This is a genomic window from Muriicola marianensis (assembly GCF_014638095.1).
In the GTDB taxonomy this organism is placed as follows: Bacteria; Bacteroidota; Bacteroidia; order Flavobacteriales; family Flavobacteriaceae; genus Muriicola; species Muriicola marianensis.
The window spans coordinates 1,703,025-1,727,232 of record NZ_BMFH01000001.1; the positions used below are offsets into that span (position 1 = coordinate 1,703,025).

At 46.1% G+C, this 24,208-nt stretch carries 26 protein-coding genes; 5 read left to right on the plus strand and 21 right to left on the minus strand.

The genetic code is table 11. The features are described 5' to 3' along the window. Positions 1-94: 94 nt before the first annotated feature. Complete coding sequence (gene dprA / locus IEV19_RS07725; protein WP_188370078.1) at positions 95-1,198, minus strand: DNA-processing protein DprA; 1,104 nt, start codon at positions 1,196-1,198, stop codon at positions 95-97. Between the two features lie 103 nt (positions 1,199-1,301). Here dprA and IEV19_RS07730 point away from each other — a divergent pair, with 103 nt between their 5' ends. Next, on the plus strand, positions 1,302-2,246 hold the full coding sequence (locus IEV19_RS07730; RefSeq protein ID WP_188370079.1) for an HU domain-containing protein: 945 nt from the start codon (positions 1,302-1,304) through the stop codon (positions 2,244-2,246). A gap of 57 nt (positions 2,247-2,303) precedes the next feature. Next, positions 2,304-2,813, plus strand: coding sequence for an acyl-CoA thioesterase (locus IEV19_RS07735; RefSeq protein WP_188370080.1), 510 nt, complete (start codon positions 2,304-2,306; stop codon positions 2,811-2,813). Here the strand turns inward: IEV19_RS07735 and IEV19_RS07740 are convergent. From IEV19_RS07740 to IEV19_RS07830, 19 genes are all read right to left on the minus strand, one after another. Next, positions 2,802-3,689, minus strand: coding sequence for an aldo/keto reductase (locus tag IEV19_RS07740; protein ID WP_188370081.1), 888 nt, complete (start codon positions 3,687-3,689; stop codon positions 2,802-2,804). The genes IEV19_RS07735 and IEV19_RS07740 overlap by 12 nt on opposite strands. A gap of 12 nt (positions 3,690-3,701) precedes the next feature. Then, positions 3,702-4,931, minus strand: a complete 1,230-nt coding sequence (locus IEV19_RS07745; protein WP_188370082.1) for a murein hydrolase activator EnvC family protein — start codon at positions 4,929-4,931, stop codon at positions 3,702-3,704. Position 4,932: 1 nt separating this feature from the next. After that, positions 4,933-5,733 carry a lipoprotein insertase outer membrane protein LolB1 gene (gene lolB1 / locus IEV19_RS07750; protein WP_188370083.1) on the minus strand — a complete coding sequence of 267 codons (801 nt, stop codon included), beginning with the start codon at positions 5,731-5,733 and terminating at the stop codon, positions 4,933-4,935. Further along, the gene (locus tag IEV19_RS07755) at positions 5,723-6,637 is read right to left on the minus strand and encodes a tetratricopeptide repeat protein (protein ID WP_188370084.1); all 915 of its coding nucleotides are present in this window, start codon (positions 6,635-6,637) and stop codon (positions 5,723-5,725) included. Before IEV19_RS07755 ends, lolB1 begins: the two co-directional genes overlap by 11 nt. 33 nt (positions 6,638-6,670) lie before the next feature. Then, on the minus strand, positions 6,671-7,105 hold the full coding sequence (gene dut, locus IEV19_RS07760) for a dUTP diphosphatase (protein WP_188370085.1): 435 nt from the start codon (positions 7,103-7,105) through the stop codon (positions 6,671-6,673). Next, the gene (locus IEV19_RS07765; protein WP_188370086.1) at positions 7,095-8,561 is read right to left on the minus strand and encodes a lipopolysaccharide biosynthesis protein; all 1,467 of its coding nucleotides are present in this window, start codon (positions 8,559-8,561) and stop codon (positions 7,095-7,097) included. Before IEV19_RS07765 ends, dut begins: the two co-directional genes overlap by 11 nt. Positions 8,562-8,616: 55 nt before the next feature. After that, positions 8,617-9,135, minus strand: a complete 519-nt coding sequence (locus IEV19_RS07770) for a hypothetical protein (protein ID WP_188370087.1) — start codon at positions 9,133-9,135, stop codon at positions 8,617-8,619. 119 nt (positions 9,136-9,254) lie between these two features. After that, the gene (gene atpG / locus IEV19_RS07775; protein ID WP_188370088.1) at positions 9,255-10,115 is read right to left on the minus strand and encodes an ATP synthase F1 subunit gamma; all 861 of its coding nucleotides are present in this window, start codon (positions 10,113-10,115) and stop codon (positions 9,255-9,257) included. A gap of 19 nt (positions 10,116-10,134) precedes the next feature. Beyond that, positions 10,135-11,715, minus strand: a complete 1,581-nt coding sequence (atpA, locus tag IEV19_RS07780) for a F0F1 ATP synthase subunit alpha (RefSeq protein WP_188370089.1) — start codon at positions 11,713-11,715, stop codon at positions 10,135-10,137. Positions 11,716-11,771: 56 nt separating this feature from the next. Then, positions 11,772-12,311 (minus strand): ATP synthase F1 subunit delta, encoded by a 540-nt coding sequence (gene atpH / locus IEV19_RS07785; RefSeq protein WP_188370090.1) that lies wholly within the window; start codon positions 12,309-12,311, stop codon positions 11,772-11,774. A 5-nt stretch (positions 12,312-12,316) separates the two neighbouring features. Next, positions 12,317-12,817, minus strand: a complete 501-nt coding sequence (locus tag IEV19_RS07790; protein WP_188370091.1) for a F0F1 ATP synthase subunit B — start codon at positions 12,815-12,817, stop codon at positions 12,317-12,319. A 78-nt stretch (positions 12,818-12,895) separates the two neighbouring features. After that, a complete protein-coding gene (atpE, locus tag IEV19_RS07795) occupies positions 12,896-13,087 on the minus strand; it encodes an ATP synthase F0 subunit C (protein ID WP_129606654.1) in 192 nt (63 codons plus the stop codon). A gap of 58 nt (positions 13,088-13,145) precedes the next feature. Continuing rightward, positions 13,146-14,273, minus strand: a complete 1,128-nt coding sequence (atpB, locus tag IEV19_RS07800; RefSeq protein ID WP_188370092.1) for a F0F1 ATP synthase subunit A — start codon at positions 14,271-14,273, stop codon at positions 13,146-13,148. Positions 14,274-14,386: 113 nt separating this feature from the next. Next, on the minus strand, positions 14,387-14,785 hold the full coding sequence (locus IEV19_RS07805) for a DUF6168 family protein (protein ID WP_188370093.1): 399 nt from the start codon (positions 14,783-14,785) through the stop codon (positions 14,387-14,389). Next, positions 14,785-15,015 carry an AtpZ/AtpI family protein gene (locus IEV19_RS07810; protein WP_188370094.1) on the minus strand — a complete coding sequence of 77 codons (231 nt, stop codon included), beginning with the start codon at positions 15,013-15,015 and terminating at the stop codon, positions 14,785-14,787. Before IEV19_RS07810 ends, IEV19_RS07805 begins: the two co-directional genes overlap by 1 nt. Further along, a complete protein-coding gene (locus IEV19_RS07815; protein WP_188370095.1) occupies positions 14,993-15,457 on the minus strand; it encodes a bactofilin family protein in 465 nt (154 codons plus the stop codon). The genes IEV19_RS07810 and IEV19_RS07815 overlap by 23 nt, the downstream gene beginning before the upstream one ends. A 4-nt stretch (positions 15,458-15,461) precedes the next feature. Then, positions 15,462-18,011 (minus strand): type IX secretion system periplasmic lipoprotein PorW/SprE, encoded by a 2,550-nt coding sequence (gene porW / locus IEV19_RS07820; protein WP_188370096.1) that lies wholly within the window; start codon positions 18,009-18,011, stop codon positions 15,462-15,464. Between the two features lie 127 nt (positions 18,012-18,138). After that, positions 18,139-18,834, minus strand: coding sequence for an ABC transporter ATP-binding protein (locus IEV19_RS07825; protein ID WP_188370097.1), 696 nt, complete (start codon positions 18,832-18,834; stop codon positions 18,139-18,141). A gap of 15 nt (positions 18,835-18,849) precedes the next feature. Then, a complete protein-coding gene (locus IEV19_RS07830; protein WP_188370098.1) occupies positions 18,850-20,331 on the minus strand; it encodes a DUF5687 family protein in 1,482 nt (493 codons plus the stop codon). A gap of 127 nt (positions 20,332-20,458) precedes the next feature. Between IEV19_RS07830 and IEV19_RS07835 the strand changes: the two genes are divergently transcribed. Next, positions 20,459-21,502, plus strand: a complete 1,044-nt coding sequence (locus IEV19_RS07835; protein WP_188370099.1) for a ferredoxin--NADP reductase — start codon at positions 20,459-20,461, stop codon at positions 21,500-21,502. 11 nt (positions 21,503-21,513) lie between these two features. On the opposite strand, the gene IEV19_RS07840 is transcribed toward IEV19_RS07835, so the two are convergent. Next, entirely contained in the window at positions 21,514-22,296 is a 783-nt protein-coding gene (locus IEV19_RS07840) for a patatin-like phospholipase family protein (RefSeq protein ID WP_229732510.1), read from the minus strand. Positions 22,297-22,711: 415 nt separating this feature from the next. On the opposite strand from IEV19_RS07840, the gene IEV19_RS07845 reads away from it, so the two are divergent. Together IEV19_RS07845 and arsS are read left to right on the plus strand one after the other, a co-directional pair. Further along, on the plus strand, positions 22,712-23,047 hold the full coding sequence (locus IEV19_RS07845) for an arsenosugar biosynthesis-associated peroxidase-like protein (protein ID WP_188370101.1): 336 nt from the start codon (positions 22,712-22,714) through the stop codon (positions 23,045-23,047). 44 nt (positions 23,048-23,091) lie between these two features. Further along, complete coding sequence (gene arsS, locus IEV19_RS07850) at positions 23,092-24,147, plus strand: arsenosugar biosynthesis radical SAM (seleno)protein ArsS (RefSeq protein ID WP_188370102.1); 1,056 nt, start codon at positions 23,092-23,094, stop codon at positions 24,145-24,147. The last annotated feature ends 61 nt before the right edge of the window (positions 24,148-24,208 follow it).

Sequence of the window (24,208 nt, forward strand, 5' to 3'; positions counted from 1 at the left end):
GTTTTACTGCATTATTGATCGGTGGAATACGCCCGGGATCCTCTTTACTTCATCCTTTTTACTTTCTACAAACCAAACAGTTTGTTATACCGGTTCAGATGACCTCAAAAAACTTACCCGGCAGAGGTCTGATAGCCCCTTTCATTTCCATTGAAAGGAGTGCAGAGGCTGTCCTGCCAATAGGGAGACCACTTTTCATGGCAATATCATCGAGTTTTAATCGGCCTCCTTCTTCTAATTGAGAAATAATCTTCTGCTCTTCCGCGTCTAATTGAATGAAGAACTGTTTTTGTATCCCAGGTTGGGGCTTTGCCCCCAGATCCCAGTTTAAATGATAGAGAAGATCAGCAGCTGAGGTCAGCATTTGGGCTTTCTGGGTTTTTATCAAGGCATTGGTCCCTTCACTAAAGAGGTCTGAGGGCCGACCCGGAACCGCAAATACATCCCGGTTATACCCATTGGCCATTTCCGCAGTGACCAGGCTACCTCCCCTTTCCCCCGACTCAATGACAATAGTGGCTTCACTCATCCCGGCAATGATCCGGTTTCTCTTCAAAAAATTATTCCTTTCCGGCTTGCTCGTACTCCAGAATTCTGTAAGAAAGCCTCCATTTTCTTCCACAGGCCCGCAAAATCTCTGATGGAACCTGGGATATATCTGGTTCAATCCATGTGCCAGGCAACCTATGGTCTGCAAGCCGAAATCCAATGCAGCCTCGTGAACACAGATATCGACACCATAGGCAAATCCGCTTACGATCACGGGGTTCAAAGGCCTGAGCTCCTCAATGAGCTTCCTGCAAAACTCCCCTCCCTGGCGGGTCATATTTCGCGTTCCTACGATGCTAAGGATCCTTTGGTCTGTCAGGTGTATGTTGCCCCTTGCAAAGAGGAGCAAAGGACCATCGGAACAATGATTTAAATATCGGGGGTACCTGTGGTCCGTAAATGGAAGGACTTCAATTCCCCTGTCAGCAATATGCCGGAATTCCCTTTCGGCCAATTTGAGATACCGGGAATCGAAGAGATTGTGAATATGCTTGGTCCCGATCCCCTTTAGTTGCAGAAATGTGCTCTTTTTCTCCTTAAAGATCCCTGCTGCACTACCGCAACACTGAATGAGCTTTCTTGCAGAAATTTCACCCAGGTTGGGGATGGCCTGTAGTCGTAATAAAGAAATTATTTCCTGATCCATCATCTCTCATCATAAATTTCTAACGCTCAATGTAGTCCAATAGTTATGTTGATAAAAAGTCGAACTGTGTTTTGAAGCAGGTCTATTTTTTTTCATCTTTGTTCTGATGCGTGCCGCAGAATACATACAAGAACTTCTCTACAGATATAATTGCGTTGTCATTCCCGACTTCGGTGCGTTGCTGACGCACGTAAAACCGGCCTACATTGACCGATCAGCTCATACCTTCCATCCCCCGTCCAAGGTACTGTCCTTCAACAGTCAGCTCCAATCCAACGACGGTTTGCTTATCTCTTATATGGCGGAAGCTGAAAAGTCTTCCTACGAGGAGATACAGGACCGGTTGGCGGCAAAGGTAAAGGCCTGGAAAGCACAATTGAAGCAGGGAGAAGCCCTTGTACTTGAAAATATCGGATCCTTCAAACCTACCCGGGAGGGAAAACTTATTTTTCAGCCAACCCGTCACACCAATTATTTAACCTCATCTTTTGGTCTGAGTCCGATCGTCTCCAAACCCATCCTTAGGGAAGTTCTAAAACAGGAGGTTGAAGAACTCGAAGAAAAGGTACCTTTCATCATCACCCGCGAAGAACGGGAAAAGAGCAATTACAGACCTTTGCTCAAGTATGCGGCCATTGTCTTACTTGCCATTTCAGCCGGATTCAGTGGATACCTCACCTACGATCAGGCACAGAGCAATACGGCCCTTTCTCAGCAAAAAGCCCAGGAAATCATCTCCAGCAGCATTCAGGAGGCGACCTTCTTTGATACCAAACCTCTGGAACTACCGGTATTCCGGTTGGAGGTGGAGAAGAATACCAGAAAACGTCACCACATTATTGCCGGTGCTTTCAGGGAGAGGAACAATGCAGACAAGAAGATCAGTCAATTGCGCAATAAGGGGTTTGATGCCTTCTATGTAGGCCAGAATGCATTTGGATTGTACCAGGTGGCCTTTGAGAGTCACGATACCCCAAGGGAAGCCCTCGATGCCCTGAAAAGGATCCGGGCAACGGAATCAAAAGACGCCTGGCTACTCTCTGTAAAATAAGAACCTGACCTTTTCCCGGCTTTAATTACCTCGTATCTTTGCGAAAACCTTATTTCCATGAATCCCAAGAAACCCAGTGATTCCAGGACCGTTATGACTGACCTGGTGCTTCCCAGTGAAACCAATCCGCTCAACAACCTGTTCGGTGGTGAATTACTGGCCAGGATGGACAGGGCCGCCAGCATCACCGCGAGAAGGCACAGCCGCAGGGTAGCCGTTACCGCGTCTGTAAACCACGTTGCGTTTAACAGGTCCGTGCCTCTAGGGAGTGTGGTAACCCTGGAAGCCGCCATTTCCAGGACGTTCAGGACTTCCATGGAAGTATATATCGATGTCTGGATGGAAGATCGTGTAAGCGGGGAAAGAACAAAAGCAAATGAAGCTATTTACACCTTCGTGGCGGTCGATGAAACAGGGAAACCTACGGTTGTACCTCCCATAGAGCCCGAAACCGAACTGGAGAAGATACGTTTTGACGGGGCGTTGAGAAGAAAACAACTGAGCCTGGTCCTCGCAGGAAAGATGAAACCCCACGACGCCACAGAGTTAAAGGCATTATTTATTTGATTTCCGTATGTAATAATTCCACGCTTTCCTGATCAACGGGGGAAAATCCATAGCCCTTGGGTGCGGCCCGAAACGCTTATTCCGGTCCAGACTATCAAGAAATTGTACATCATTCTCAGAAAGTGTGAAATCGAAAACCTGAGCATTGGATTTAATACGGTCTTTGTTCCTCGACTTGGGAATGGTGACCACACCTTTCTGAAGGTCCCATCTCAATACGATCTGAGCAACTGTTTTCTCGTATTTTTTAGCTAAATCGATCAATTCAGGAATAGTAAATATTCGTCCTCTCATCATTGGAGACCACGCTTCGTACTGTATTTGATTATCCTTGCAATAATCGATTAAATCCTGTTGAACAAGATAGGGGTGAAACTCCATTTGATTTACCATAGGAACAACCGAAGCCTTGTCTAACAGGTCCTCAAGATGATGCGACAGGAAATTGCTTACCCCTATGGCCTTCACACGTTTTTCACTATACAGGGTTTCCAAAGCCCTCCATGTTTCCCTGTATTTACCTTTCACCGGCCAATGAATGAGGTACAGATCCAGATAATCCGTGCCGAGTCGCTCCAGGCTTGCTTCAAATGCTCTGATAGTGGAGTCATATCCCTGTTCCGTATTCCATACCTTGCTGACAAGAAAAATATCTTCCCTGGGAATCCCACTCTCCCGAATCCCTTTACCAACACCTACTTCATTGTGATATACAGCAGCTGTGTCTATATGCCTGTATCCGTATTGCAAGGCTGCCTTAACAGCGTTTATGACTTCTTCACCCTCCCTGGTCTCCCAAACGCCAAGCCCGAAGTAGGGCATCTTAACTCCATTTTGCAGTGTAAATCCTCCTTTGATGTCGGTGATACTATTCATGTTCTAACTGATTTACAATTGATAGATCCACTCTTCCGGATTCAATCGGGTTGCATCCCTGTAAAGATAAAATTTCAACTGGGTGAGCCCATTCAGCCGGTTGGTGTAAATCTCCCCTAGTTCTTCCTTGGCCGCCACCTTGTCCCCTTTTTTGACGTAAAGGTTGGCCAGGTTGTAATAGGTGCTGATGTAGTTACCGTGTTTTACCTGCACGCCCTTACCCCCGCCGGGAACAGCTAAGATGGCTATTACTTCTCCTTCGAATACGGCCCTTGCTTTTGCCCCTTCTTCCGTAGCGATGATCACCCCGTTATTCTGGTGTTTGATCCCGGGGTATACGGCATCGCTGTAGATACCAAAACCCTGCCTCTTGATCCCTTTTTCGACCGGCCAAATAAGCCTTCCCTTGTTTGCAGAGAAATTGTTGGCGATAATAGTTGCCTCAGGGGTCAGCACAAACTTGCTTGTATTCGAAGCGTTACCCGCCTCTTTATTAGAGGCGGCGATCGCACTTCGGATCAGCCTTTCTATCTGTTCATCGATCTTTCTGGCCTCAGCCTTTTTCCTATTGATGGCAGCTGTGTAATTGCTCTCATTCTGCCGGATGGTCTTCAGCAATCCTTTTTGTTCCTCGATCTCCTCAAATAGCTCTTTTCGCGCAGCCTTGTTCTCAGCGATCAAATTTTCCTTTTCCTTTCGCTGCTGAGTGAGTTCATTGTTGAGGGCGATCAGATCATCTGTTTTCTTAGCAATTTGCAGGCCCTGTTCCTTCCTGTATTGGGTGTACTGCTTAAGGTATTGTAATCTTTTAAAAGCCTGATAAAAGCTCTTGGAGGAAAGAAGGAACATCAATCTACTTTGACGTGACCGGTTGCGGTATGATTTCTGGATCATATGGGCATATTCGTCCTTCAGGATCTCCAGGTCTTCTCGCAATTTCGCAATGTTCCGGATATTCGCATTGATCTGTCTGCTCAGCAGATTGGATTGCTGATTGGTGACCCTGATCAACTGCTGTCTCACTTTGATCTTCTGATCCAGCAGTTCCATCTGATCCAGCACCGTGCCTCGCTGCTTTCGTTCCGCGAATAGCAACCGGTTCATTTCGCTGATCTCCCGCTGAAGTTGCTCCCTTTTGGCCTCCAGGGCTTTTTGTTCGTTGGTCTGGGCCCATGCAGAAGGAAATGTCAGCAGCACCAACGCAAAGAATAAAATAAGCGGGTATCCGGGAAGGTTCTTCATTTCAGTTCAACACGATCTTTTCATATCCACTCGGGATCTTGTAAGGAAAACTGACCTTGGTATTGAATTCAATATTTCGATACTCTATATCGATCACATTCCGCTGGTCATTGTCTATTGCCAGAATACCCACATTGTTTGGGACGATCTTTTTGCTCTTTTCCTGATAGTCCTTATACCTGATTTCCAGAAGCCTCTTTTGAAGCGGCTGGGAGATCTGCTGGGAAGCCAGCCTGAAGTTGCCAGGATTCACAGTAAAGAAAGTTTTAAAAAGATCAAGGGTCCTCACCGGTTTCAATTCGTATGTAGAAGAATTCACTGAAACCTCGTATTTCTCTTCCCTGAGATCATACAAGGCCTCCCCGAGAAGCAGGTTCTGTACCTTTTTGAAATCCAGTTCAGTCCCTAACAACTTGCTCAAATATTCGAAGCTCCCGTCAAAATAACTGTTTTCCAGCTTATTGTAGAAAGAAACACGTCCCGGAGTGATCATCGCCTTTACAACACCCAGGGGGGCACTCAGCCAGATAGCCTTGTCCTTCTCCATCCTGAGGCTGACCCCGACGGTTTGGCTTGATTCCCCGTCCGAGTAAGCGATGCGCAGTTTGCCGGTAAGTGTTCGAAAATCGACCTGGTTCCTGTAGTGATTCCTGATGACGGTCCTTGCAGGAAGGTTTTCATCAAAAGTCTTGTCGGTCAACAGCTTCGCCGATTTACAGGAAGATAAGGCTGCGAAAAGCAGCAATACATACCCTGCCCTCAGGGCTAATCTGATCCTCTGCCTCTTCTCTTTAAGATCCATTCTTTATCCTGCTAAGATACATATTTGCTTTGTCCGGATCGCCCAACCCCTGGTAGGTGGTGGCGAGCTCCTTGTAAAATTTATTCGTCAATTCCTCATCATTCGCAATGAAGTCCAGCCCCATAAGCAGATACTCTTCAGCCGACTCATACCGTTCGAGTCCGTTGAGAGCAACTCCCTTCATGAAATAGAAAAAGGGTTGGAGAGGATACGCCTCCAAAGCATCTGTCGCTTCTGCTTCCAGTTGCCCAAAATTGGCCTTTTCCATCAAATCCTGTAATCTGCTAACCCTGGTCTGATAGGGGTCAGGCTCCTCTTCTTCCCCTTCAACGGGCTCCGGCACCATATTGTTGTCCTCCACAGCCAAGGAATCTGCGATCCTTGCCTCCATGCGCGTTTTAAACTCACTTTGGTCAAGTTGCTTTAACAGACGGGAAGCTATGTCGAATTTCCCCTTTTCAACCAACAGACTCGCGAGATTCTCCTTTAATCGGGTGTTTTCAAAGGGTATTTGCCCCTTTAATACATTGAGATCCAGAGAACGAGATCCTGCCAGTTCCAGATAAGTGCTCAGATACCACAGATTTTCCGGCTGCTTTCTCAAAGCATCCAGGGCAAACTCCTGGGCCAAACCCATCTGGTTGTTCAGCCGGTAGGTTTTGGCCAGTTCATGGTCGATTACCGGGCTCTCAGGGTCCATTTCCTTACACCTCAGCAACGCATTGATCGCCTTGTCGTAGTTCTCTATTCCTTTTTGCTTGAGGGCCTCAAAAAAATACTCTTGAAATTCATCCGTGTATTCCTCCAGGAATACTTCGGCACTTTCTTCCTCCTGGGCACTAACTAACAGGGGCAGGAATACAGCCAACAACAATAATATCCTGATGAGCTTTGCCCGTTTCATAGCAGTAGTGATTCTTTCCTTCCTCAGTGAAGGTCAACGGGTCCCGGTACTTCCAAATCCACCTGCACCCCGACTTGTCTGGGATAGTTCCCCGACCTCTTCCCAAATGGCGCGTTCGTGCCTGGCTATAACCAGTTGCGCAATGCGTTCTCCATCCTCAATGACAAAAGGTTCCTGAGACAGATTAACAAGAATCACGCCAATTTCACCCCTGTAATCTGCATCTATGGTCCCCGGAGTATTGAGTACTGTAATTCCGTTTCTGGCAGCAAGCCCGCTTCTGGGCCTGACCTGGGCCTCGTATCCCTGGGGTATCTCCAGAAATAATCCTGTTTTGATCACCTTCCTTTCGAGGGGTTCCAGTCGAACCGATTCTTCCAGATTCGCCCTGATATCCATCCCTGCGGAAGACTCGGTCTCATACCCGGGCAGAGGGTGGCGTGATGTGTTGATGATCTTAATCTTCATTGCCTATAAATATTCTTCTAAGAAATTCGTGTTCCATCCTGTAAACCAGGAGTAAAAATACTAAAAGGAAAACGGATCCGATCAGGATATCCCGATTAAAAACATAGAAGGACAAGGCTGAAAAAAGTATAGATATCCCCAGGTAAAAACAGATTTTCCGGAAATTATATGGTATAGGATAGTACTTCTTCCCCAGCACATAGGAAAGTGCCATCATGCTGGCATATGCTGCCAGGGTAGCATAGGCTGAGGCATGGTATCCTATGGACGGAATGAAAAGATAATTGATAACAATAGTGATCACGGCCCCTGCGATGGAAATGTAAGCCCCGAAACGCGTCCGGTCCGTAACCTTGTACCATACCGAGAGGTTGTGGTAGATCCCAAGGCAAAAACTGGCCAGAATGATAATAGGTACGACCGGCATCGCCTCCCAGTAATCAGAATTTCTAACGATCAGTACCTTCAAGGGATCTGCGTACACCACTACCGCAAGGAGTATCACGCTCCCCAGAACGACAAAGTAATTCGTGATCTGTGCATAGGCCCTTTGAGGGTTTTCAGACCTGGAATGGCTGAAAAAGAAGGGTTCGATGCCCAGCCTGAAGGCCGTGGCAAACAAGGTCATGAACAGGGCGATCTTGTAGCAAGCAGAGTATTTTCCAATCTCACTTTTGGCAATCGAGGCAGGGAGGAGTTCGGAGAGCATGATCCTATCGAAAACCTCATTGATGGTAAAAGCAATTCCTGCGATCATCACAGGAAGACCATACCGTATCATTTTAGACCACAGTACCCTGTCAAAGGCATAGGTGCGCAATCGATAGCTGGGAAACATCAGAGCCAGGGTTAGTCCGCTGGCTATAAGGTTTGAAATAAAGATATAGGAGATCTGAAAATCCGGCACGTAGATCGCGCTGAATAAACCTTCGGAATTTCCCTCCGACAATCCCGGTAAAAGCAAAAGAAAGAAAACATTAAGACTGAGATTGACCGCTACATTCAGGATCTTGATCACCGCATAACGCTGGGGTTTTTGCATCGCTCTCAACATGGCAAAGGGTATGATCGCCAGGGCATCGAGGGCCAGGATGAAGATCACGTACTTTATATACTGAGGGTCTATATTGAGCCAAACTGCCATTTGGTCCCTGATGACAAAAGCGATTAAGGTAAAAACAGCTGTAGTAGCTCCGATTGAGATCAGGGCTGTAGAGGTCACCCGGGTGGGCTTTTCTTCGCTGTTGAAGAATCTGAAAAAGGCTGTTTCCATCCCGTACGCCAGCACTACGTTGAAGATGGCAAACCATGCAAAGATCAAAGTAACCTCCCCATAAGCCCCCGTAGGCATGACCTTTGTGTACAAAGGTACCAGGATGAAAGATAACATCCTGGGTAAGACCGTGGCCAATCCGTAAATAAAGGTTTGCTTGAATAACTTCTGAAAAAGACTCAACCGCAGGAATGTTAGGTAAAGTCTAAATTTAGACAATTAGCGTCTGCCTGCAAAGTTAGTTTTGAGGTCTCGAGGGATATTGAACTGGCATTTTTTCTTTTATCCCGACGATCTTGTAAAAACGGGATTTCCGTTTTCCCTCCACTTTGTATTCTAAAACGGCCTCGTCACTATTCAGTTCAAATGGTAAATCTTCCTCTTTTTCCTTCAGCATTACAGGTGGTTGATTGCCTACCTCTTCCATCGGATCTGCATGCATGATGATGTCCTTCTGAGCACCTGCTTCTTCCCTCTCGAACTTACACACTAACTCCGAATTTCCTTTTTCTGTTTCCAACTGAGGTGTCAAAACCCTTCCTCTGAAATATACCTTTCCGAACTGTATGGATGGTGGTAAGGTTTCCAAAGGGATCCTTAGGATATATCCTGAACCTCCTTCGGGTCTTCCGGCGGCAAATTCCTGACAGGTCGGACCCTCTACCACAAATGGGGCCTGCTCCACCAGTTTTTTTTGTGAGGAACACCCGAACAAGCCTAAGATCAATATAAAGGTGTACAAAGGCATTTTATTCATAATACAGGTCTTTTTTTGACATAGTATTCAATAGTAATGCCAAAAGTAGTTATTCCGTGGTCCGGAAAAAAGAAACCCCGGCCAGTGCCGGGGTTATTTCCTGTAATGAAAAAGAATATTTATCCGTTCAAAGCTTCCGCACCACCAACGATCTCCAGAATCTCATTGGTAATGGCAGCCTGACGCGCCTTGTTATAAGTAAGCTTTAACTGGTCTCTCAATTCTGAGGCGTTATCCGTGGCCTTATGCATGGCAGTCATCCTGGCGCCGTGCTCACTGGCAAAAGAGTCCCTCACCGCTTTGTACAATTGCGTTTTAAGCGATTTTGGGATCAGCTCCATGACGATCTTTTCTTTTTCCGGCTCAAAAATATAGTCAGTTGAACTCCTGTTTTCAGAAGATTCAGGGACTATAGGCAGGAATTGCTCCGTCATCAGAATCTGCGTTGCCGCATTCTTGAACTTATTATAGACCAATACGATCTTGTCATAGGAACCACTTACAAAATGCTCCATGAGCTCTTCTGCAATTTGTGCCACATGGTCGAAAGTAAGGTCATCGAAGACCTTGCTGTGATCAGTAACAACCGTGTTCTTCTTTTTTAGGAGATCAAATCCTTTTTTTCCCACGGTCATAAAGTGTACTTCCTGGTCGACAAAGGTATTTTCTTTAAGGGAAATACATTCCTTGATCACATTCGAGTTAAACGCGCCACAAAGCCCTCTGTTAGAGGTGATGGAGACCACCAGTACCTTCCTCACCGGTCTTTCTTCGGCAAATGAACTTCCTGTGTCAGAATCCAGACTCCCGCTCAGGTTCTGAAGTAGTTCGGTGAGCTTATCGGCATACGGTCGCATGGCTGTAATGGCATCCTGTGCTTTTTTCAATTTCGCAGCCGATACCATCTTCATGGCGCTCGTGATCTGCATGGTTGAAGACACCGATGCTATTCTGTTCCGTATTTCCTTTAGGTTCGCCATAATCTAATCTGCTGCTGAATTACCCTTTGTACTTCTTGACCAGATCCTTACAAACTGCCGTCAAGGTTTCGGTAACCTCATCTGTAAGCTTACCTGCTTTCAACGTATCAAGCACATCCCTGTGCTTCGCATTCAGTATTTCGAGGTAATCCTGTTCAAATTGTTTTACCTTCTCTACAGGTACATCCCTGAGGAGGTTTTTGGAGCCCGCAAAGATGATAGCTACCTGATCTTCCACAGTAAACGGATCGTTTTGAGCCTGCTTTAGGATCTCCACATTCCTCCTACCTTTCTCGATCACATTCAGGGTTGCCGCATCAAGGTCGGATCCAAATTTGGCGAAAGCCTCCAGTTCGCGGAACTGGGCCTGATCGAGTTTAAGTGTTCCGGCCACCTTCTTCATGGATTTGATCTGTGCAGATCCTCCTACCCTCGATACAGAGATCCCCACGTTGATCGCCGGCCTTACCCCCTGGTTAAACAGGTCCTGTTCCAGGAATATCTGGCCATCTGTAATGGAGATCACGTTCGTAGGAATATAGGCAGAAACGTCCCCTGCCTGGGTTTCGATAACAGGTAGGGCTGTCAGGGATCCACCTCCTTTTACCATAGGCTTAAGTACTTCCGGGAGGTCATTCATATTCTTAGCGATGGCATCATCATTGATGATCTTCGCAGCTCGCTCCAGCAATCTGGAGTGCAGGTAGAATACGTCTCCGGGATAGGCTTCCCGTCCTGGTGGACGCCTGAGAAGAAGAGACACCTCACGGTAAGCCACGGCTTGTTTAGAAAGATCATCGTAAATGATCAGGGCCGGACGACCGGTATCCCTGAAATACTCCCCGATTGCCGCTCCTGCGAAAGGCGCGTACACCTGCATAGGAGCAGGGTCCGAAGCGTTGGCCGCAACAATGGTGGTATAGGCCAGGGCTCCTTTATCTTCTAATGTTTTGGCGATGTTGGCCACTGTTGAGGCTTTTTGCCCAATGGCCACATAAATACAATATACAGGTTGCCCTGCATCATAAAATTCCTTTTGATTGATGATCGTATCCACACAAACAGTCGTTTTACCTGTCTGGCGGTCACCGATCACAAGCTCCCGCTGTCCGCGACCGATAGGGATCATGGCATCAATCGCCTTGACACCCGTCTGCAGGGGCTCATTTACGGGCTGGCGGAAGATCACCCCGGGCGCCTTGCGCTCCAGTGGCATCTCGTAGGTCTTTCCGGCGATCGGACCTTTTCCATCAATTGGGTTACCCAGGGTATCCACAACACGTCCAACGATTCCCTCTCCAACATTGATGGAAGCGATCCTTTGGGTCCTTTTAACGGTCGTACCCTCCTTGATCTCTTTGGATGGCCCCAGCAATACAACACCAACGTTGTCTTCTTCCAGGTTGAGGACGATCCCTTCCAGACCTCCTTCAAACTCCACCAATTCACCGTATTGTGCATTGGAAAGTCCGTAAACGCGTGCGATACCGTCACCGACCTGAAGGACTGTTCCTATTTCGTCCAAAGTTGCCTCGGCCTCAAAGCCAGATAATTGCTTCTTTAAGATTGCTGATACCTCAGCGGCTTTAACTCCTGCCATATGTTCTAAATATCTGTCGGAAGCGATTGGTTACGAATCGTCTCCGGAATTAAATTTTATACGCTTTTTGTAAACTCTCTTTTAATCGTGTTCAACTGGTTGGCAATACTGGCGTCGTATTGCAGGTCTCCTATCCTCAGGATGAATCCTCCGACAATACTCTCGTCTATCTTATTCTTCAGGACGACCTTATTGCCCGTGATCTTGGAAACCTCTTTTAAAACCCTTTTTTCTAATTCTCCGGATAAAGGAACAGCTGTAGTTACAAAAGCTACCCCTTCTCCTTTGAGTTCTTCGTTGAGGATAATATATTTTAAAGCGACCTCGTTGAGGAGGTTGATCCTCCTGTTCTGAAACAACAGGTTCAAGAGACCCTCTGTGATGGAATCACATCCCTTGAAAACCGATAGCAAAGCCTTTTTCTTTGCTTCAGCCTTCAAAACGGGACTGCTCAGCATCTCCCTCAGCTCCTTGCTTCCTCCAATGGTCTCCACGATAGCCCTCATGTCGTTTTCAAGGACATCGGTCTTCTTTTTCTCTACCGCAAAATCCAGGATGGCTCTGGCGTAACGTGCTGCTGCTCTAGATTCGTTCATCAGGATTATTTAAGCTTTATATCACCCAACATATCATCGACCAGCTTTAACTGCTTGTCTTTGTTGGCCAGTTGCTCTTTTAAGATCTTTTCTGCGATCTGAACGGACAAATCTGCAACCTGAGTCTTGATCTCAGCCACGGCTGCCTTTTTCTCGCTGTCTATAGTTGCCTTTGCCTGAGCGATGAGCTTGTCTCCTTCCTGTTTGGCTTGCTCCCTGGCATCAGCCACCATTTTTTCCTTGATCTCCCGGGCTTCCTTCAACATGGCTTCACGCTCACCCCTGGCTTCCTTCAACAGTTTCTCGCTGTCTGCAGTGACGTTCTGCATTTCCTTTTTAGCCTCCTCGGCCGCAGCAAGCGCATTCTTTATGCCTTCCTCCCTGTCATTGATCGCGCTGAGAATGGGCTTCCAGGCGAAGCGATACAACAAGTACAGCAATAGCAGGAAGAGCAGCGTTTGCCATACAAAAAGGCCAAACGAAAAATCATTGATCAGTTTTTCCATCTAATGTTATTTTATGTACAATTTTAAACTAAGGAGGGCCATAACCAACCGTTATGGCCGCTTCCTTAAGCTGGTGTGTTACACGGCGAAAAGAGCCGCGAAACCAATACCTTCAATAAGCGCTGCTACGATCAGCATCGCTGTTTGAATCTTACCATAGGCCTCAGGCTGACGGGCAATGGCCTCCATGGCAGAACCACCGATCCTACCGATACCGATACCAACGCCGATTACTACCAATCCTGCACCTACCATTACTGGAATTTCCATACGCTATCTAGTTTAAAATTAAAATTCAATTCATTAAATCATTTATCCCGGATAACCCCTATAGGTGGGCCAATTCGGGATCTTCTTCATGTTCGTGTTCCTCTGAGGCAAAGCCAAAATAGAGGGATGACAACATGGTAAATATATATGCCTGTAACAAGGCTACTAATACTTCGATCAAGGTGATGGCAAATGCCAGGAAGAAAGACAGGGGGCTGCCTATCCAACTCTTAAAGATGAACATCAATCCAATAAGGCTCATCAGTACGATGTGACCTGCCTGCATGTTCGCGTACAAACGGATAAGCAGTGCAAAGGGTTTGATAATCAATCCCAGCAATTCAATGGGTACCAAGATGATATAGATCGGAATCTTCCCGTACCAGGGCATAGCATCTCCGAGGGGATCTACCAGGTGTTTCCAGTAATCCTTTGTCCCTGTGAAATTGGTGATCAGGAATGTGAGCAGGGCCAGTCCGAAGGTTATCGCAATGTTCCCTGTTACATTGATTCCCAGGGGAGTAAGCCCGAACATATTCAGGAACCAGATAAAAAAGAATATGGTCAACAGAAATGGCATGTACTTTTTATACCGCTTTTCCCCAATAGTAGGCCTTGCGATATCATCCCTGATATAAATCACAATAGGTTCGAAAAACCTTCCGGCCCCTGTCGGTACCCCATTGTTCTTTGCATATGATTTTGCAAGACTTGAAAACAACCAGAGCATTAACAATCCGGTAATGATCATCATGACCACATTCTTTGTGACCGAAAAATCTATGGGTTTTGCATTGGTGACATGCCCCTCATCATCGTGGCTGAGGTTTCCTTCTGCATCGGTCTTGTAGATCTTCCCATGCTCCAGGGCGTAGTAATTACCTCCTGATTCTGCAATGGTTTCTCCGTGGTGAAATTTCGAGGAAGAAAAGACGTGCAGTCCTTCATCCCAGAGGATCACCGGAAGCGGAATTCCCACATAGACGTGTTCCCCGTTATCCGCCGTATAAGAAAAGATGGAAAAATCGTGGGAGTCCTTGAGGTGGTGATCAATATATTCCTTGATCTCGGTCTTGATATCTTTCTTTGAACCGTCTGCCGATTCCTCTTTGGCGACAGCCTCAAGAGAAAATGCAGAAAAAACGGTAAAAAGCAGTAAAATCCTAAGAGTAAAAAATCTTCTCATAAGGCCGTAAAATGCGGGTCTCTAAAAATCGGTGCAAATGTAAGCTATTCTCCCAAAAAGAAAAAAGCATTTCCCCGTTTATTTTAAAGCCCGCCAACAGGCGATTTACAGGCTTAATCTTCAGGCTTCGTGAGGAGTATTTTTGCTGTGAAAACAGTTTCGAATAAAAGACAAAGTAAATAGGGCACAAAGAAGGCTCCGAATTCCGATCGGGTGACCATGGCGTCTTCCCGGTATCCTGGGTAAAACAAGAGGAAAAATACAAGGAATTTCAGCAGACTGCCCCCCATGTAGATAAAACCGATCTGATGTTTATACCTCTTTCTCAAAAGAAAAAGAAGGACAAAGATACCGGTCGCAAGTAAGAAATTAACTGAATAGGATAGATAGAGCATGTCTGAGCCCCTCTCTAAGCCCACATAGTTCTGCCACAGCAAATGAAGCCACAGGGAAATCAATAAGGCCACGATAAGTGAGATAAGGTAAGAAGAAACCAGGCCGGGGGTCCGCATCAGTACTGAATTCTTTTGAGTTGCAGTAAAACCACGTAGATAGCGATAGCGACACCCAGGAGCGTTGCTGCTGCAGTAAAGATGCCTTTTTCCATTTCGTAATAGTGATCCAGCCAGATCCCTCCCTTGGCAGCCAGATAGATAATAACCCCCATCTCGATCCCTATGCCGGATAAAATGGCGATATTCCTGAGCTGGTTTTTACCTTTAGGACGCTTTTGCTGGTTCATTCTTACTTTGGACCGACGAAGCTTTAAAAGCTGAAGCAGAAGAGCTTGCCGATTGGCCACCTGTTGCCGTACTCATGGCTCCCTTTCCCTTCATGGAACAGGAGGCATTGAAGGTAGCGCCGGGTTCAACAGCCAGTTTAGCAACTGTTACCGTTCCCTCTATAAGGGCAGAGGACTTCAGGGTAAGAAGTTCGGAGACCATTAATTCTCCATTGAAGTTGCCTTCGATATCCGCATTGAGGCATTCTACCTTACCATTGATGTAACCGTCTTTGCCGATGACCACTTTTCCGGAAGTCTTGAGGTTTCCGTTGAGTTTGCCATCTATCCTGAAATCGGCCTCGGAGACGATGTCTCCTTTGATCTTGGTGTGTTTCTCTATCCTGTTGGGTTGTCCTCCTGTTTCTGTCATAGCTTTAGGTTTTTTGTTATCTGAAAACATGGATTTAGGGTTTTGGGGTTAAATTGAGCCTTCTGTAATCGTCTAAATTCTTATGTATCTGAACGGTTTTATAGTTATCTGCTAAAATTACGAAATTCTCATTACGGATCCGGTAATCTTTATTGTTTTTTAGCAGTTCAACAAACCCTAATGCAAAATCTTTTGATCGAAACCCGTGCACCACAACAAACTCGTCTTCAAGGTTATAGATGTCTTTGGATACCTTGTTGGGATACCTCAGGTCTTCAATGGCGTCTTCCAGTCGCTTCTTCAGCTTTAGGGCCACTTCGTCATTGCTCCTCTTGAAAGGAAATACCACTTTCCAGTTACCGCCTGTATCACCAATGCCGGAAACAAAACCATTAGGTTCGAGTTTGGGCAACTGCTCAGCGACCATTTCCTGTGCTTTTTTTCCTTCCGCCTGGTTCGGATAATTCAGGGCTACATAATTCAGGGCCTCCCTGAATTCTTTGAATCCCTGCAATCTTCCTATGGCCGTAGCCTTAAGCATCTCGAGTTTAGGGACGATTGGGTCACCGGTAAAGCGACTGATAGATTCCTCAGCTCCGGTGATCACCCTTAAGAACTCCTGTTGTTTGAAAAGCTCGAAAAGTCGGGCATATTGAGCATCAGGACCATCCTCAGAGGCCTCCAGAACCGCCCTTGGGTTCAGCAGCAACTCTGCATATCTAGAACTGGGATGATTGATAATGATATTTTCTCTCATGTCTGTTGCAAGCGGACTTCCCTCTTCTTCGTAGATCTTGTACAAGTTGTACTTAGATGGCAGGACCAATCTCTCCTCAGGATCTGAACGCAAGACACTTTCCAGTTTCCCGGCTGCCAGCATGTTTTCTCTGAATTTCTCTTTGTAGATCAGTCCCAGCTGGTAGTTAGCAAAATTCCTCTCTTTCTTAAGACTGTCTATAACGCCAATTTCCGTTGGCACCAGATTCATATAATATTCAAGGGAGTATTTCTGGTCCTCAGTCAGGTTTTCCGGTGCATCCGTTCCTGCAAGGGGTTCTGCCCCGATCTCCGTTGCCTGGCCGGTAGCCTTGTTGCTCCACCTCCAGTTGTCCTCCAAGGTGCGATTGCCCCATCTCCGTTTGAATTCAGTCTTCCCGTAACCCAGACTGGTAATGTTGTAGAAATAGAATTTTCCCTTGTTCTCCTTTCCCCCCTTTGAGGCCCCGAACGCTGCAAATCCCGCTTCGAGTTTGGCCTCCTCCTTTGCGATCTCTTCCTCAGCCTCCGCTTTTAATTTGTCTATATATTCCTGAAAATATGCCTCTCTGTCTGGCAGCGGCATATTGTAGAGTGTGATGACACTGTCTGCGTATTGCACCGTACCCTCATAAGCGATCACATCTTCCAGGTTATCGAGTTTTTTTCTGATAATTCTGTATTTCTTCGTGTTTTCCGGCAGGTTGGGGAGAACACTGTCATAGTAAGCCCCGGCAGTCTTGTATTCGCTCTTTTCGAAGTGGAATTCGGCCAGGTCCTCATAATTAAGCGCCAGCAATTGCGCAGACCTTCCTGCGAGTTTGAGAGATTTGTTGTAATAGGCCAGGGAAAGGCTGTCCTGATCAAGGGTATTGTAGTAGACTGCTATCTGCCTGTAGATCTTATCTAAAAATGGGCGGTTCTCCCTGTTTTCCTCCAGCCACGTAAGGTATTCCAGAAGTTCTTCCCTGTTCTGATCAGTGATCTCCGTATTCATGAGTTTCTGCAAATGCGCATTCACCCAGTAGACACGGGGTGTCTTGCGCTGGAGCTTTATGATCCTCTCAAAGGCCAGATTGGCACTGTCCTTATATCCCAGCTGATTGTACAACTGCCCAATGATAAAAAGATAGCGCCCTTTTTCAGAATTCTTTTTGGTATATGCCGTGGCTATCTTCAATTGCTGGATGGCCGTATCCGGAGCTTTCAGGTTGATGTAGGCCTGGGCCATCATCGCACGAGTGTCGGCGTATTCCTGATCTTTCAGACGTTCGAGCTTCATCAGCCTTCTCAAGTTCCTGATGGCCAACTCTTCATTGGAAAGTCGGATGTTGGTCTTTTCCCTCCAGATCGTGGCTTCGTTCAGCTTGTCACTGTCTGTGTATTTTTGGAGAACATAGTTAAAAGCCTCTATGGCAGGTACATAACGCTGATCAAAATAACGGGCTTTGCCCAGCAGCAGGAAAGCTTCGTCTGTCTGAGGGTTACGCTCTTCCCCCCTGATCTCCATACTGTGTTTCTGTATCGCTTTGGTGGCCTTGTCCTCAGCCCTTTCAAAATTGGGATTGTTGTCCTCAGAATCCAGTTTGATATCTTCCGTGACCTCCAGTCGTTCCACCGGCAGGACTTCCCAGTAATTGTCGCGGTAAGATTCGTTGAGTTGTTCCCTTCCTTCCTCAAAGGCGAGGTTACCGTTGTACAGGACATTGTACTTGGTATTCAGGGCATGCCAGTTACGGTTGACAAAAGCGTCCTTTTTCGTTGAGCAGGAACTCACCAAAACAGACGCCGTCAGACATAGGGCGTAAAAAGTACTTCGAAGCTTCAAATTTCGAGATGTTCGTCCCTTATGTAAACTGTAAAAGCCCCCGTTTAGTATATAGCTTCTCGATAAAATACACCTCAGTTTGCCCAAAGGGTGAAAAGTGGTGCCCGCAATAAAGAAAAGCCCGCAATCAGCCTGCGAAAAATGACTCCAGTTCCCTCAGTGTTTGCGGGGAGGTCTGGATGTCCCGGACCACCTCTCCTTTGTTCAGAACCACGATCCTCTCACATACCTCTGTGACATGCATTAAATCATGGCTGGAAACAAGCACGGTAACATCCTTGTCAGAGGCGAGATCCCTGATGATCTGTTTTAACCGTATTTGTGTGGTAGGGTCGAGGTTTGCGAAGGGTTCATCCAAAATGACCACTTCGGGGTTGCCGATAAAAGAGGCAACGATCCCTACCTTTTTCTGATTTCCCTTGGAGAGGTCCCTGAGGTATTTCTTCTGCCCGAGGATCTCCCCGTGGAAGAAATTTTCAAAACCGCCGATCAGGGCGTCCACATCCGCCTTGTTCTGACCTCTCAGTTCCCCGATAAAATAAAAATACTCCTCCGGGGTGAGGTATCCGATAAGGAAGGTCTCATCTATAAAAGCCGATGTAAAAGGTTTCCAGGCTTCACTGATATCTACCTGTACCTCATTGTTGAGGATCTTCCCTGTTGTGGGCTGTATCAGGTCGAGCAGCAGGCTGAAAAAGGTGGTCTTCCCTGCCCCGTTGTTTCCGACCAGACCAAAACTCTGACCTTTAGGGATCTCCAGGTGAGGGATATTGAGTACGGTCTGAGAACCGTATACTTTTGTGATGTCGTGTACTGATATCATAGATATTTGCTGATGTTATGAAGTTTGTTTGTACGCCAGTAAGGTCTTGTATTTTTCTTTTTTATAGATCTTCTCAATCAATCTAAACACCTGTTCCTTGAAAACATATCCCAGGATCCCCGAGAGGGCTACCGCCAGATAACCGGCAAGCGGACTGATCAGATAGTACCCTGCAGCAAAAACGATCAGGGGAAGTACGAGTTTTGGGATTGTTAGCAACATCGTTTTTACATTAAAAGCCTGTTTGTCTCCGAATGCTTTTTTATTGGAGGTAAGGTCGATGGGGGTTTTGATATAGGCTCCACCCCAGAGTACGAGATAAGAATTCACTCCGATGTTGTAGATAGCCCCCACAACGATGGCCATATAGGCCTGCCATCCAAAATACAGGTAAAAGGATGACACTAGGGTGGTGATGATGGTCGCGAAGACGATCAGGTACCATTTAGAGGAGATATATTCCCGGTATTGGATATTCTGACTCATCATCAGAGGATAGTAGGAACTGTCCCAGCTGGGCACAAACTGTCCGAAACTGAAGAGGAAGCCCCCTGAGACGAAGATCCCGGCAAAAATGCCCCACACAGGTCCTTCATAGGTTTCTATGCTGCCCGTAAAAAAAAGCAATCCGTAAAAGATAAAAAGGACTCCCATAATGACCGAGGTCCTGGACCGTTTGTTCCTTTTGATAAGTTTAATATCGTTCTTGAGAAAGGTTCCGAGGTTCCCGAAACGGTTGAGCCAGGTGAAATCCTCTGTTTTTGCTTCCTCGTGTTTGGTAGCCAGCCCCCCATCGAGGTACATGTGTTTCCTGAAATACCTGAAGGAGGTCACAACCAATAAGACCAATAGCAGGCAGGGAATCAAGGCGTACACGCCCCCATAGGGCAGATCGAAGAAAGAATCGAATACCGGGGCTGTATAGGTGGTTATATCGAACCATCCCTTGTATTGAAGGAACCCAAATATAGCGAGCAGGACAACCACCGGGTAAAATACCTTGTCGAGGTTGTTCATCATGATATTGAGAAAGTTGTTGCAAAAGAAAAGGACCATCACTGCTATGTGCCAGGTGAGAACAGCCAGCGGATGATAACCCTGTGTGATCAAGACAATGGAAAACGGTACAAAGAAAAAAGCGTGCATCCAGTTAAAAAAGGAAAAGACGGTCTTCCCCAGAGAATAAGTGACCACTTCATTCTTTTTAAAAGGCATGTAAAGCAAGGGCTTGATGTTCAGGATGGGCATCTTCTGGAACATATAGCGGATGTAGAGGTCGAAGACCAAATAGTAGATCATAAACCTGTTGACCACCCTTAGAGGGTCTCCCAAACCCTGTTTCTCAATAATGAAATACGATCCCACTCCCAGTGAGAGAAAGACCAGGATAAAATAAAGCGCCATAAAGATCATCAGGATCTTATAGGCGAGGTTGGTTTTAAAGGATGCTGCACGGAAGAACGACTTCCATTGAAGGTTGAAAAAATGCTTAAACATGACCCGGGATCAATTCGTTTTGTGGGTTAGTCTGCCAAATATAGAATTTGTTACATTATTCAGATATTCCATAAAATTGCTGTCGAATTCCTCTTCCAATCCTTAGTTTTGCAAAAAATTTTGCTAAATGAGCACCTTTTTCACTCTGCCCGTGGCTGATGTATGCCCCCTGACCCCGAGTTCAGTAGCTATTTCTTTTGACATTCCGAAAGAACTGAAAGAAAAATTTGCATTTAAATCCGGACAATTCCTGACCCTGAAACAAGAGATCGATGGGAAGGAAGTGAGAAGGTCTTACTCCATATCCAGCCATCCGTCTGATGACAAGCTTACCATCGGGATCAAAAAAGTGGAGGGTGGGGTATTTTCTACCTGGGCCCATGAGAATATCAAAGTCGGTGACTCTATCCAAGTCATGCCTCCTGCAGGACATTTTGTCTTTCCCCCGTCAGGAGAGGCCAAACACATAGCCGCTTTTGCAGCCGGCAGTGGTATAACTCCTATCATGAGCATTGCACAGACCGTCCTGGATTCTGATTCAGACAACACTTTTGTCCTGGTCTATGGCAACCAATCCCCTGAGGAAACAATGTTTCTCAAAGAGATCGAAAAAATATCGGAAAAATACCCGGACAGGTTTTTTGTTCAGTTGCTATTCAGCAGAACCAGGGAAGACGATGCGATATTTGGAAGGATTGATGGGTCAATTGTAAACCTAATCACAAAAAACAAGTTCAAGGATCGGCGTTTTGATCATTTTTACCTCTGCGGACCTGAAGAAATGATCAATGAGGTCAAGGACACCTTAAATAAGAATGGATTGGGCAATGACCAGATCCATTTTGAGCTCTTTACCACTTCCCAGGAGGAGGACTTGTCTGATCTCGAAGGGCAAACCCGGGTAGAAGTGACTCTGGATGACGAGGTCTTTACCCTGATCATGGACAAGAAGAAGCTGGTTCTGGACGCAGTCCTGAGCGAAAATATAGATGCCCCTTATTCCTGCCAGGGAGGCGTTTGCAGTACCTGCATAGCCCGTGTGACTGAAGGGAAGGCAGAAATGGTCAAGAACCAGATCCTGACTGATAGTGAGATCGAAGAAGGATTTATCCTCACATGCCAGTCGCACCCCATAACCTCAACCCTCAAGATCGACTATGACGATGTATAATGGGTGTTTTATTACTGTGATTTAACGCTGAGTTCTTCCAGTACACGGCAAGCGTGGTCATAACCTATGGTATAGGCATTTTCTATCGCTTTTTTGTCAAAAACCCCGATGTGTTCCAGTTCGACAGGTTCGAAAATAATATCGCAACTCCTGATCTTCTGTCTGTTGATGGCGTAGACCATCAGGCTCGTCGTCCTGGAAGCGAGTTGAAAGGAGGAGCTTATTTCTTTCTTTGATACTTCCCTAACCATAGATACATTGCTGCCAATGATAAAATCGGCTTTGCCTTTCAGAGGTTCAGAGGGAAAATTATTCATGATGCCACCGTCGGCGTAAAGCATATTGTTCATTTCAACCGGACTAAATACCGGCGGAAGGGCGGCAGATGCCAGCAAAGGCATGATCAGCTCCCCTGTAGAAAAGACCTCCTCTACCCCTTTCTGCAAATTGGTAGTCATAACAAAGAGCTGCTTGTGAAGGGACTCAAAATCCGCGAAAGGGATATATTCCTTGAAAATGGGATAGTAGCGTTCCGTATCCACAAGGCCGGGTTTATTGATCGTGACAAAGTTGTATTTGAACAATGGGGTCTCTTTGAAGAAGGCCAGCATATCCTTCAAATCACGGTTTCCTGCATATAAAGCTCCAACCAGTGCCCCCACACTGCTGCCCGAAATGACAGAGGCTTCGATCTTATGTTCCTGAAGCGCTTTGAGCATCCCGATATGACCCATCCCTCTGACACCCCCACCGGACAGGACCAGACCTACGGACTTATTTTGCAACTCATTCATATCCATACCTCGAAAACCTTCTCAAAGCTAAGAATTTGCCTCAATTCCTGAGATGGCATTTCATTAAATAACAAACTACCCGGTTTGGACTCATGCATTGGGACGATTGCGCGCCAGTAAAAAGTGCATAATATCGATAGAGCTGCTTCACTTATCGTTAAAATTCCGGAGCCTTCTATGGTTTTGAAAATTAAAACCGACTGAGCAGTCGGGTTGCATTAAATCGACATATCAACAACTACTGCGACTCAAGGAATCGTTAAAACCCTTATGAACTTTTTCATTTCATTGTAAGTTTGGCAGGATTAGACGACGAAACAAATATCTTTGAAGACAATCATCAAATGACCTTTCATTTGGGTTTAACAAGACACTTATAAAACCCATTAATAAGGTCTACCTAAAATTTCCTGACATGGCAAATACGTATTACGAACCAGCGGATTTGAGAAAATTCGGCAAGATCACTGAATGGAGCGAAGAATTGGGAACCAAATTCTTCGATTACTACAATAAGGTTTTTGAAGAAGGAGCGTTGTCTGCTCGGGAAAAATCCCTGATAGCACTGGCTGTTGCTCACGTTGTAAAATGTCCTTATTGCATAGATGCTTATACCAAGGATGGCCTGCAAAGAGGCATAACCAAAGAAGAAATGATGGAAGCTGTACACGCCGGTGCGGCTATAGAGAGTGGGGCTACCCTTGTACACGGAGTGCAGATGATGAATAAATACAATAAATTAAGCATGTAGGAAAAGGGTCTAAATGACTCGATTATGCAAACAAAAAAGCAGGAATGGCGACCAAATCACTCAAGGCCAGACATAAAGAATTGGCAAATACCCAAAGACAACTGGAAATTCTGAGTAATGGTATTTTCAGGGATGGGGATTTACCCTATTTCAAAGATAAAATTGCCGAAATCGGCATGTTTCCACTCAAACCCCGCAAGCTGGAGGTCCTGCAGATCAATGTAGGATATATGTGCAACCAGGTTTGTGAACACTGCCATGTGGATGCGGGGCCGGATCGTAAAGAGATCATGACTCAGGAAACCATGGAATTGTGTCTCGAGGTGATCCGGAATACAGGGGCGCATACACTTGATCTCACCGGGGGTGCCCCGGAGATGAATCCCAATTTTCGCTGGTTTGTGGAAGAGGCCGCCAAAGCAGGTATTCAGGATTTTATCGTAAGATCTAACCTGACTATCATAAAGGCCAACAAGAAATACCAGGATCTTCCTGAATTCTTTAAGAAATTCAATATCCATGTAGTTTCCTCCATGCCTCATTACACCAGGGGCAAGACGGATAAACAGAGGGGTGAGGGGGTTTTTGACAAATCCATTGCGGCCCTTCAGGAATTAAATGCTGTGGGATACGGGATGCCTGACAGCCCTTTGAGGCTTGATCTGGTTTATAACCCTTCGGGTGCCTACCTCCCCGCAGACCAGTCGGCTCTGGAACGCGATTTCAAGAAAGCTTTACTCGAAGACTTCAATATTCAATTTCACAATCTTTTTGCCATCACTAACTTACCGATTTCCCGTTTCCTCGATTACCTCATCGCTTCCGAAAATTATGAGGATTATATGATCTCCCTGGTAGATGCATACAATCCTGCAGCCGTGCAAAACGTCATGTGCACCAATACCATCTCCGTCAGCTGGGATGGCTGGCTGTACGATTGCGATTTCAACCAGATGTTGGGCTTGAAGGTCGGAAGCAAGGTTAAGCACATAAAGGATTACAACGAGGAAGTTCTCAATAACCGTAATATTGTGATCTCACAACACTGTTACGGTTGTACTGCCGGCGCAGGCAGCAGTTGTCAGGGTACGGTAGCCTAAAAAGTTCATAATTGGCGTAAGTCTACTCGTTTCCCCGCGTAATTTCTCTCACTCAGTGCAT

What these genes read in the sequence shown, in the direction of transcription:
- dprA (WP_188370078.1), bottom strand. Translation starts at nt 1,198, where the DNA reads ATGATGGATCAGGAAATAATTTCTTTATTACGACTACAGGCCATCCCC.
- IEV19_RS07730 (WP_188370079.1), top strand. Translation starts at nt 1,302, where the DNA reads ATGCGTGCCGCAGAATACATACAAGAACTTCTCTACAGATATAATTGC.
- IEV19_RS07735 (WP_188370080.1), top strand. Translation starts at nt 2,304, where the DNA reads ATGAATCCCAAGAAACCCAGTGATTCCAGGACCGTTATGACTGACCTG.
- IEV19_RS07740 (WP_188370081.1), bottom strand. Translation starts at nt 3,689, where the DNA reads ATGAATAGTATCACCGACATCAAAGGAGGATTTACACTGCAAAATGGA.
- IEV19_RS07745 (WP_188370082.1), bottom strand. Translation starts at nt 4,931, where the DNA reads ATGAAGAACCTTCCCGGATACCCGCTTATTTTATTCTTTGCGTTGGTG.
- lolB1 (WP_188370083.1), bottom strand. Translation starts at nt 5,733, where the DNA reads ATGGATCTTAAAGAGAAGAGGCAGAGGATCAGATTAGCCCTGAGGGCA.
- IEV19_RS07755 (WP_188370084.1), bottom strand. Translation starts at nt 6,637, where the DNA reads ATGAAACGGGCAAAGCTCATCAGGATATTATTGTTGTTGGCTGTATTC.
- dut (WP_188370085.1), bottom strand. Translation starts at nt 7,105, where the DNA reads ATGAAGATTAAGATCATCAACACATCACGCCACCCTCTGCCCGGGTAT.
- IEV19_RS07770 (WP_188370087.1), bottom strand. Translation starts at nt 9,135, where the DNA reads ATGAATAAAATGCCTTTGTACACCTTTATATTGATCTTAGGCTTGTTC.
- atpG (WP_188370088.1), bottom strand. Translation starts at nt 10,115, where the DNA reads ATGGCGAACCTAAAGGAAATACGGAACAGAATAGCATCGGTGTCTTCA.
- atpA (WP_188370089.1), bottom strand. Translation starts at nt 11,715, where the DNA reads ATGGCAGGAGTTAAAGCCGCTGAGGTATCAGCAATCTTAAAGAAGCAA.
- atpH (WP_188370090.1), bottom strand. Translation starts at nt 12,311, where the DNA reads ATGAACGAATCTAGAGCAGCAGCACGTTACGCCAGAGCCATCCTGGAT.
- IEV19_RS07790 (WP_188370091.1), bottom strand. Translation starts at nt 12,817, where the DNA reads ATGGAAAAACTGATCAATGATTTTTCGTTTGGCCTTTTTGTATGGCAA.
- atpE (WP_129606654.1), bottom strand. Translation starts at nt 13,087, where the DNA reads ATGGAAATTCCAGTAATGGTAGGTGCAGGATTGGTAGTAATCGGCGTT.
- atpB (WP_188370092.1), bottom strand. Translation starts at nt 14,273, where the DNA reads ATGAGAAGATTTTTTACTCTTAGGATTTTACTGCTTTTTACCGTTTTT.
- IEV19_RS07805 (WP_188370093.1), bottom strand. Translation starts at nt 14,785, where the DNA reads ATGCGGACCCCCGGCCTGGTTTCTTCTTACCTTATCTCACTTATCGTG.
- IEV19_RS07810 (WP_188370094.1), bottom strand. Translation starts at nt 15,015, where the DNA reads ATGAACCAGCAAAAGCGTCCTAAAGGTAAAAACCAGCTCAGGAATATC.
- IEV19_RS07815 (WP_188370095.1), bottom strand. Translation starts at nt 15,457, where the DNA reads ATGTTTTCAGATAACAAAAAACCTAAAGCTATGACAGAAACAGGAGGA.
- IEV19_RS07825 (WP_188370097.1), bottom strand. Translation starts at nt 18,834, where the DNA reads ATGATATCAGTACACGACATCACAAAAGTATACGGTTCTCAGACCGTA.
- IEV19_RS07830 (WP_188370098.1), bottom strand. Translation starts at nt 20,331, where the DNA reads ATGTTTAAGCATTTTTTCAACCTTCAATGGAAGTCGTTCTTCCGTGCA.
- IEV19_RS07835 (WP_188370099.1), top strand. Translation starts at nt 20,459, where the DNA reads ATGAGCACCTTTTTCACTCTGCCCGTGGCTGATGTATGCCCCCTGACC.
- IEV19_RS07840 (WP_229732510.1), bottom strand. Translation starts at nt 22,296, where the DNA reads ATGAATGAGTTGCAAAATAAGTCCGTAGGTCTGGTCCTGTCCGGTGGG.
- IEV19_RS07845 (WP_188370101.1), top strand. Translation starts at nt 22,712, where the DNA reads ATGGCAAATACGTATTACGAACCAGCGGATTTGAGAAAATTCGGCAAG.
- arsS (WP_188370102.1), top strand. Translation starts at nt 23,092, where the DNA reads ATGGCGACCAAATCACTCAAGGCCAGACATAAAGAATTGGCAAATACC.